Origin of the sequence: Pollutimonas bauzanensis, assembly GCF_040393045.1 — a bacterium.
GTDB lineage: Bacteria > Pseudomonadota > Gammaproteobacteria > Burkholderiales > Burkholderiaceae_B > Pollutimonas > Pollutimonas bauzanensis_A.
The window spans coordinates 1-8,839 of sequence record NZ_JBEBUX010000160.1 but is presented as its reverse complement, the minus strand read 5'-3'; the positions used below and the strand labels follow the sequence as shown (position 1 = coordinate 8,839).

The 8,839-nt window shown below is 55.4% G+C and carries 10 protein-coding genes; 7 read left to right on the top strand and 3 right to left on the bottom strand.

The genetic code is table 11. The features are described from left to right. The first annotated feature begins 96 nt into the window (after positions 1-96). From rsmD to ABWO67_RS17820, 3 genes are all read left to right on the top strand, one after another. Entirely contained in the window at positions 97-765 is a 669-nt protein-coding gene (gene rsmD / locus ABWO67_RS17830) for a 16S rRNA (guanine(966)-N(2))-methyltransferase RsmD (protein WP_353154201.1), read from the top strand. Further along, positions 762-1,268: a pantetheine-phosphate adenylyltransferase gene (coaD, locus tag ABWO67_RS17825; RefSeq protein ID WP_353154198.1), complete on the top strand. Its 507-nt coding sequence runs from the start codon at positions 762-764 to the stop codon at positions 1,266-1,268. Before rsmD ends, coaD begins: the two co-directional genes overlap by 4 nt. A gap of 108 nt (positions 1,269-1,376) precedes the next feature. Beyond that, on the top strand, positions 1,377-1,628 hold the full coding sequence (locus ABWO67_RS17820; protein WP_353154195.1) for a YfhL family 4Fe-4S dicluster ferredoxin: 252 nt from the start codon (positions 1,377-1,379) through the stop codon (positions 1,626-1,628). 31 nt (positions 1,629-1,659) lie between these two features. Here ABWO67_RS17820 and ABWO67_RS17815 read toward each other — a convergent pair whose 3' ends face one another. Together ABWO67_RS17815 and ABWO67_RS17810 are read right to left on the bottom strand one after the other, a co-directional pair. Then, a complete protein-coding gene (locus tag ABWO67_RS17815; RefSeq protein WP_353154193.1) occupies positions 1,660-2,049 on the bottom strand; it encodes an MOSC N-terminal beta barrel domain-containing protein in 390 nt (129 codons plus the stop codon). Next, positions 2,046-4,667, bottom strand: coding sequence for an AsmA family protein (locus ABWO67_RS17810; protein WP_353154190.1), 2,622 nt, complete (start codon positions 4,665-4,667; stop codon positions 2,046-2,048). Before ABWO67_RS17810 ends, ABWO67_RS17815 begins: the two co-directional genes overlap by 4 nt. A 268-nt stretch (positions 4,668-4,935) precedes the next feature. On the opposite strand from ABWO67_RS17810, the gene ABWO67_RS17805 reads away from it, so the two are divergent. Then, positions 4,936-6,213, top strand: coding sequence for a bifunctional O-acetylhomoserine aminocarboxypropyltransferase/cysteine synthase (locus tag ABWO67_RS17805; RefSeq protein WP_353154187.1), 1,278 nt, complete (start codon positions 4,936-4,938; stop codon positions 6,211-6,213). Between the two features lie 69 nt (positions 6,214-6,282). Here the strand turns inward: ABWO67_RS17805 and ABWO67_RS17800 are convergent, their stop codons facing one another. Further along, a complete protein-coding gene (locus ABWO67_RS17800; RefSeq protein WP_353154184.1) occupies positions 6,283-6,696 on the bottom strand; it encodes a YidB family protein in 414 nt (137 codons plus the stop codon). 128 nt (positions 6,697-6,824) lie between these two features. Here ABWO67_RS17800 and ABWO67_RS17795 point away from each other — a divergent pair, with 128 nt between their 5' ends. The 3 genes from ABWO67_RS17795 to ABWO67_RS17785 form a co-directional block, all read left to right on the top strand. Continuing rightward, positions 6,825-7,943, top strand: coding sequence for a Re/Si-specific NAD(P)(+) transhydrogenase subunit alpha (locus ABWO67_RS17795; RefSeq protein WP_353154182.1), 1,119 nt, complete (start codon positions 6,825-6,827; stop codon positions 7,941-7,943). Continuing rightward, complete coding sequence (locus tag ABWO67_RS17790) at positions 7,943-8,260, top strand: NAD(P) transhydrogenase subunit alpha part 2 (RefSeq protein ID WP_353154179.1); 318 nt, start codon at positions 7,943-7,945, stop codon at positions 8,258-8,260. The genes ABWO67_RS17795 and ABWO67_RS17790 overlap by 1 nt, the downstream gene beginning before the upstream one ends. Continuing rightward, on the top strand, positions 8,257-8,839 hold a 583-nt coding region (locus ABWO67_RS17785; protein WP_353154177.1), incomplete at its 3' end, for an NAD(P)(+) transhydrogenase (Re/Si-specific) subunit beta. The genes ABWO67_RS17790 and ABWO67_RS17785, both read left to right, overlap by 4 nt.

Here is an 8,839-nt window from a genome sequence, read left to right as displayed (position 1 = left end):
GCAGTCGAAGGCTTCTTTCTTTTAAAAAAACTGAACATACGTTTTACACTACCCGAATATATTTGATTAACGCCACTAAACGCTCCCAGACCGCGCATGAAGAAGCATGTAGTACGTATTGTAGGCGGTGATTATCGCCGAACCCCCATACCCGTCATCGACGCTGCCGGGCTGCGCCCCACGCCCGACCGGGTGCGCGAGACCTTATTCAACTGGCTGCACCACTTGTGGGCAGGTAATTTTTCACAGAAACGCGTGCTGGATCTGTTTGCCGGCAGTGGCGCCCTGGGTTTTGAAGCTGCTTCGCGCGGCGTAGCCCATGTGCAAATGGTGGAAAGCAACCCGGCCGCCGTTGCCGCCCTGCGCGCCCTAAAAACCCGCCTGAAAGCTGAACATATCCGCATTCATGCCGGCAGCGCCATGATAGTGCTTGAGCGCCTGAATGACACGCCTTTTGACTTGGTCATGCTGGATCCGCCATTTGACCAGGGCTGGCTAGACCGTCTGTGGGACAAACTTCCGGCGGTTCTATCGGACGACGGCTTGCTGTATATTGAATCCGAAGCGCCAGTCATTGCGCCTGCTTCATTCGAGGTTCTGCGCCAATCGCGGGCCGGACATGTACATTTTCATCTTCTGCGATTTGCTGCATTGCAAAAAAAAGTCAATAATCGCGACATAAACGAAAGCAATAAGCTTAAGTCCGGCGACGCTCAAGAGGGCTTGCCGTCTTCTTTCCCTTTTGAAAACTCGGAATCCGCATGATTACTGCAGTCTATCCCGGAACATTCGATCCACTGACTCGCGGCCACGAAGATTTGGTTCGCCGCGCAGCAGGCCTGTTTGACCGCGTCGTAGTAGGTATCGCGCATAGCCATGCCAAGCGGCCATATTTCTCCGTCGAAGAGCGCGTAGAAATCGCCCACGAGGTCTTGGGCCATTATCCCAATGTTGAAGTCCACAGCTTTGATGGCCTGCTGAAAGACTTTGTGCGCGAGCAGAATGGTCGCGTCATCGTGCGCGGACTGCGCGCCGTTTCCGATTTCGAATACGAATTCCAAATGGCCGGCATGAATCGTCATTTGCTGCCCGAAGTCGAAACGCTGTTCATGACGCCCTCCGATCAATATCAATTCATTTCAGGCACCATCGTGCGTGAAATCGCGATGTTCGGCGGCGATGTCAGTAAATTTGTATTCCCTTCCGTGGAAAGATGGCTGCACAGCAAAGCAACGGCTCGCCGCGAACAACAAGAACAATCCAAGTAGGGGTAATGCAGCGCCGACTGGCGTTGCGCATTACACTAGTGTTTTAGCCTGCAGCCCTGCCGGGTTGTCAGGCTCTGTTCCTATTTGTTTGCTTTTGCAGGAAAAATCATGGCTCTGCGAATTACCGAAGAGTGCATCAATTGCGATGTCTGCGAGCCGCAATGCCCTAACAACGCCATTTCGATGGGTCTGGAAATCTACGAAATCGAACCCTCGCACTGTACTGAATGCGTGGGGCACTTTGACGAACCTCAGTGCCAGGTCGTATGTCCCGTTGAGTGCATTGTGTTCGATTTAGACCATCCCGAAGACCAGGACATGCTGATGGCCAAGTACCGGCACCTGACTTCGCCCGCCTGAACCTTGGCGCCGATGCGCCTGATTCCCTGCGTTATTGCTGGGGCCAAAATACAGGGCCTGCGTCCGGGTGCACTTTCACCAGTCGGCAAGGGCGCTCCAGGAACTTGGACACCCAAGTGGCGACCAGTTCGCCCTCGTCCACAATATCAACCGGCCGCCCGCCTACCTGGGCCTGTCCGCGCACACTGTCGTCGTCTTCCAGCACATCAAGTGGAATATCCAGGCGCAGCATGCCTGGCGCCCGCATAACCAGGCAGCCCATACTGACATCCACCTTGATATCAGCCAGCTTTTCGCATTGATCTCGTGTCAACCAGACACCATTATCATCAACGATTAGCCATCGTTTGTCGTAAGAAGCGGCGTCGGGTTTGGCGATGCCGTTGCAAGCCGCGATAGGAAAATAAAGAGGTGAGGTCATTGGCCTAACAATCCTTTTAATGCATCGCCTATGCTTTTTACAGGGTCCATGGGTTTCTTTGGCGGCACAGGAATAGGCGATTCTGGAGACGCCTGTGCTTCTGGTGCGTTACCCACCTGGTTGGACAGCAAGTCGATCAGCCCCCCTTGCACTGCGTCCTTCACAGCCTTGCTGGCAATGTCCTTCCATTGCACCTGATAACCCAAGTTGTCGAAGGGCCCGGAAATGCGCAGCGGAACGGCGACATTTCTGAGTTCGGCAAACCCTTTGCCATCTTGAGTATTGACACTGCGAACATTGATACTGAGATCCAACTGTTCGTTGACAATGTCCAGGGAAGCCGGCGTGCCTTGCGATATCCGCAGCAAAGGGGCGTCGAGCGTCAATTTCTTGATCGTTCCCTGCCCTTGGGTGAATTCGATGACCGTATCAAAATTTTTGAAAGTGGTTTGACGCCCCAAGTCGAATCGGGTCGCCACTTCGGGCAATTGACCGCTAAACATGTTGCGCACTGCCGCACTGACTTCGCTCAAGGTTTGGCCCACGTCTATCCCCTTGATGGCGCCATCACGTACGCGCGCCTGGACCACACCGGTCAAGCCCGATTTAAACGCCGGCACAGTGGTGCCCTGGCTATCGACCTTGATTTTCACCGTACCTTGGCCGCGCAATCGTTCTTCCCCGGACAAATCCCGCAACAATGGCTCAAGGGCTACGTTGGTAAGCGACAGGTCGGCGCCCAGGACATTCTTGGAATTCGCAGTCAGCTTTCCGTCCAGTTTGCCTTCGTATAAATCGGCCTTAATCCCCGCGATGGTCAAGTTGCCGTCGACCGCCCTGAGCGCCGCGGCAAACTGCTTGGCTTGCACGTCCTTTATTTTGAGTTCGCCAATACCAATGTTGCCGGTGACGTCCAGGGAATCCAGGAAAGACAAATCCAGAACAGCGGCTGGCACGGGCTTAGCGGGCTCTGCCGCTTTGGGCGCAGGTTCCGCTGGCGGCTTGCTGCCATCTTTGGCCGGGACAACCGGCGCCTTAGGTACTACGGGCGGAAAGATAGTGTTGAAATCCAGCTTGTCTGCGGTCAGGTTGAAACCGATTTTGGGATCTTGCAGATGCGTCGCCAAGAATTTGAAATCCAGCTTGCTGCTGCTAAGCACGGCGTTGATTTCGCTAACGACTTCGTCTTTGACGAGATCGGCCTGCAGGCTACCTATGAACGGAATTTCAAAGCTGCCGCCCGGCAAAGCGGCGTCTTCGATTCTGACGTCGCCCTTCATGGCAGATAAGGCCCCTTTACGCTCGAAAGCATCCCAGGCGGCGGGCGATGTCAAATTGACCTGCACCAGGCGATCGCCCTGCTTCAAACCGCCATCTATCTTCAATTCTTTAAGGCTCAACTTCTGGGCATTGCCGCCTATGCCATTTAAGCCCAAAGCAACGCCCAATACCTCATTCTCTCCGCGCAACTTGACGGTACCAGAGACGGGTTCGCCTTTGGCCGCTTCGGGCGATACGGAAAGACTGGGCGCATCGAAAGCGATATCAAAGCTTTGGTCCGGCAGGTTTCCTTTGGCGCGATATGCCAGCTTTTCAACCTGCAATTCGGCCTGGCTGCGATCCACCTTTAATTGAGGAGCGATCAGGCTGGTTTCCAGATTCTTTACTGGCGTATCGCCTGTAAGTTCGCCCTGCACCAGAAGCTCGACATTGCTGGCACTGAACATTTCTGAATAAGCGCTATATGCCAGATTGCCTCGCAACGTCGCCGACTTGGCTTCCAGGTCGCCAAGCTTGCCGCTTACCAGCACATTGATTTTTTGGGCCGAGTAATCTTGTTGATCAGGGTTGATCTTGACCAATGCCTGACCTTCGATACTGGCGTCTGCAACGGGAAAGTCGCCGATAAGCTTGCCTTTCATCGCGACATCGAAAGCCTGATCAAACGTCATGCGTCCGGTGTTGACATCCAGTTTTACGATACGTGCCACCGAGCCCGTGACTTTGTCAAACAGATGAATTTCCCCGTTCTTCAAGTCAAGCCCGGCGATATCTATCTGGAAATCGGTACCCGATGCCTCATGGCTTGCGAGTGCCGCCGGCATTTTTCTAGGTTCGGGAGCCTGCGTGGGCTGTGCCGCTACCGAACTGCCGGACACCGGCGTCGTCAAAGCGGCGACAGGCGCCATTGGCACCTTCAAGGCCGTGGTTATCGGCCGGCGCTCGACCAGGTCGCGGAAATTGAACACCCCGTCTTCGTCGCGAATGAACCATGCCTTGAAACCGGTGACAGCAACGTGATCAACCACCAGGCGATTGGACATTAGCGGCCAGATGGCGACGGCAAACCGCGCGGTATCAAGCGAGGCAAAGGTATCGGTGCTGTTTCGATCGGACAGGGATACGCCTTGAACAGACAAGCCAATCCGTGGAAATAGCGATAACTCGATATCACCCTTGATTGCCAAGGTGCGCTGATATCGGTTATAGACAATTTCCTCGAGCTTGCTTTTATAGGCGTTCGGGTCAAATGTTAGAAGGAAGATTGCAATACCTACCAACGCAACCAAGAACACCACGACGAGACTGATCAGTACCCGTTTTAACCAAACTTTCATTTACGGCCTCTAAAACCACGGGAGAGCCCCCCGGCACGATACAACTGCGGAATATCTAGAATGCTACCTCAAGTCGCGAATATTATTCAGCGCGACGCAAGCTTTTCTATATGAGATGCCGTAGAGTACCAAGACTGGAACCCTTCACGGCATTTATTACTATCAGCTATATTGAAATCAAACAATATTCTATAGTTAGATCAAATAGCCCGTTACGATTGCTGTACTGTCACAGCCCTCTCAATACTCAATGGAAAAGACTAGAGACATGAAATTCGAAACACTCTCCATCCATGCGGGATACCAGCCCGATCCCACCACCAAATCCGCGGCCGTGCCTATCTACCAGACCACTTCTTATGTGTTCGATAGCACCCAGCATGGAGCAGACCTGTTTGATCTGAAGGTTCCCGGCAACATTTACACCCGCATTATGAATCCCACCAATGCGGTGCTGGAAGAGCGCGTCGCCGCCCTGGAAGGCGGCGTTGCCGCGTTAGCAGTGGCCTCGGGCATGGCGGCAATTACTTATGCCATCCAAACTATCGCACAAGCTGGCGACAATATTGTGTCTGTCAGTAAGCTGTACGGCGGCACCTACAACCTCTTTGCCCATACATTTCCCCGTCAGGGCATCACCGTCAAGTTCGCGCCGCACGACGACGTTGCAGCACTCGAAGCCCTGATTGACGACAACACCAAAGCGGTGTTTTGCGAGACTATCGGCAATCCTGCGGGCAATATCATCGATATTCAGGCCATCGCCGATGCTGCCCACCGTCACGGGGTGCCGCTGATCGTGGATAACACCGTTGCATCGCCAGCCTTATGCCGCCCCTTCGAGCATGGCGCCGATATTGTTGTACATGCGCTAACCAAATACATGGGTGGTCACGGCACCACCATCGCCGGGGCCATCGTTGACTCTGGCAAATTCCCCTGGGCCGAAAACAAAAAACGCTTTCCCATGCTGAACGAACCCGACCCGTCTTACCATGACGTGGTCTACACCGAAGCGTTCGGCCCCGCGGCTTTCATCGGGCGCTGCCGGGTCGTGCCGCTACGCAATACCGGCGCGGCACTTTCTCCTTTCAATGCGTTCCTGATCTTGCAAGGCATCGAAACCCTGGCATTGCGCATGGAGCGTCATACCGAAAACGCACTGAAAGTAGCAACATTCCTTCAAAAGCATAATCAGGTTGCGTGGGTGCAATATGCCGGCCTGCCCGACCATCCCGAACATGCCTTGGCGCAAAAGTACCTCGGCGGCAAGCCAGCCAGCATTCTATGTTTCGGTATCAAGGGCGGCAGCGCTTCTGGTGCACGCTTCATCGATGCGCTCAAGCTGATTCTTCGGCTGGTTAATATCGGCGATGCGAAATCCCTGGCCTGCCACCCGGCCTCGACCACGCACAGGCAATTGAATGCGGAAGAACTTGCTTCAGCCGGAGTGGGTGAAGACTTGGTCCGCCTGTCGATCGGCCTTGAGCATATCGATGATATTCTGGCCGACCTTGAACAAGCATTAGCAGCTAGCCAGGCATAACCGCTTTATCGCCGGATTATGCACCCAAGGGGGCATAATCCGGCGATCGGACCGACTCGCCAAGCTGGATTACAACTTGCCCAGCATGCCGGACAGCGAACCCAATAGTGAGCTGTCAATTCCCTTTTCGGCGTCAACCGCGCCATTAGGCGTGGCTTGGTCAACCAGGCTGGGCAACATGACGCTAAGCGTGCTCAACACCGAGCCGACATCCAGACCCGATTTTTGCGCCAGATTATTGACCACCCCATCCCCCAATACCGACTGCAGTTGGTCCGGAGAAACGGGCTCGTTCTGACCGCTGCCCATCCAAGACGCAACTACTTGGCCCAAGCCCCCTTGCTGAAATTTTTCAATAAGCCCTGGCAAACCGCCCGGATAATTTTGAACTTGCTCGATTAGTGCAGGCAGCAACGATGCCTGTGCGCCGGCTTGCGGATTTGCTGTGCCCATCGCGGACACGATTGAGTCTAAAAGCCCCATATTCACCTCCCAAACATTAAGTCACTTCGAGTCTAAAGGATTTTCGTCCACAAGACAGTTAATTCCGGTAAATAGTTCAGGTATAGTAAACGCCATCAAAAGTAAAATCGCAATGGTGGAGAGGCTTTATGCAAATAGGAATCCCGCGTGAAAGCGCGGCCGGTGAGGCGCGCGTGTCCGCAACGCCCGAAACAGTAAAGAAATACCTGGCAAACCAACATACCGTATTGGTCGAGCGTGGGGCGGGGGCAGCGGCACATTACCCCGACGAGGCTTACGTCGAGGCCGGTGCGCAATTGGTCGATACGGCTCAAGCGCTAGGCGCGGACATCGTCCTGAAAGTGCGATCTCCCGATGCGCAGGAACGCCAGCACATGAAAAAGGGCGCAGTCCTGATCGGCATGCTCGACCCGTTCAATTCGGACGGCCTAGCAGAACTGGCCGCCGCCGGACTGACCGCTTTTGCTCTGGAGGCCGCGCCGCGCATTACCCGCGCGCAAAGCCTTGACGTGCTGTCATCCCAGGCCAACCTGGCCGGCTACAAAGCCGTGCTATTGGCCGCCAATCAGTATGGCCGGCTCATCCCCATGATGATGACTGCCGCCGGCACGCTCAAGGCGGCTCGCGTCGTCGTGCTGGGCGCCGGCGTTGCCGGCCTGCAGGCCATTGCAACGGCCAAGCGCCTGGGCGCAGTGGTCGAAGCCTCCGACGTGAGGCCTGCGGCCAAAGAGCAAATCGAATCACTGGGCGCCAAGTTTATCGACGTTCCTTTCGAAACCGATGAAGAACGCGAAATAGCACAAGGCACGGGCGGTTATGCACGGCCCATGCCCGCGTCCTGGATGGCGCGCCAGGCAACCCTGGTAGCCGAACGCTGCCGGCAGGCCGATATTGTCATCAGCACCGCGCTTATTCCCGGCCGCCCGGCTCCGGTGCTGATCAGCGCCGAAACCGTACAAGCCATGAAGCCCGGATCCGTCATTGTCGACTTGGCGGTCGAACGCGGCGGCAATTGCCCGCTGTCCGAGAAAGACCAGGTCGTCGAAAAGCATGGCGTCACGCTCATTGGCTACAGCAACCTGCCCGCCATGGTCGCCACCGACGCCTCTGCGCTTTACTCGCGCAACGTACTGGACTTCATGAAGCTCATTGCCAACGCCGAAGGCCAATTGGCCATACAACAAGACGATGAAATCATCACCGCCTGCCTAATGTGCACGGACGGCAAAGTGTTAAGGAGCGCCTGATGGAAGCCGTAAGCCCTACCCTCATCAACTTCATTATTTTCGTACTCGCCATTTATGTGGGCTTTCATGTGGTGTGGAATGTCACCCCCGCCCTGCACACGCCGCTAATGGCTGTTACCAACGCCATCTCGGCCATCGTCATCGTGGGAGCGATGCTGGCTGCCGCCCTGACAGAAAGCAGCCTGGCGCGCTACATGGGGGTATTTGCCGTTGCGCTGGCCGCCGTTAATGTATTCGGCGGCTTCCTGGTCACACGACGCATGCTGGAGATGTTCAAGAAAAAAGATAAGAAAACCGTTGTAGGAGACAAGGCATGATCTCCATCAATCTGGTCACCATGTTCTACCTGATCGCCTCGGTGTGTTTCATCCAGGCGCTCAAAGGCTTGTCGCATCCGACCACCTCGCGGCGTGGCAACGCCTTCGGCATGGCAGGGATGGCAATTGCCGTACTGACGACGGCGGCGCTTATCGTCAGCCTGGCCGCCGACGGCAAAGCCGGCATAGGCCTGGGCTGGGTACTGTTGGGCCTGCTTGTTGGCGGAACCGTCGGCACTGTCATGGCCAAACGCGTCGAAATGACCAAAATGCCCGAACTGGTCGCCTTCATGCACAGCATGATAGGCTTGGCGGCTGTTGCCATTGCCGTGGCCATCGTGGCCGAGCCGCACGCCTTCGGCATCACTACAGTGGGCTCGCCCATACCGGTAGGCAATCGTCTGGAACTGTTCATTGGCACCTTTGTCGGCGCCATCACCTTTTCGGGATCAGTGATTGCTTTCGGAAAACTGTCGGGCAAATACAAGTTCCGGCTGTTCCAGGGCGCACCCGTGGTGTTTTCAGGCCAGCACATGGTCAACCTGGTCATTGCCCTTGCCATGCTGGGTTGCGGCCTGT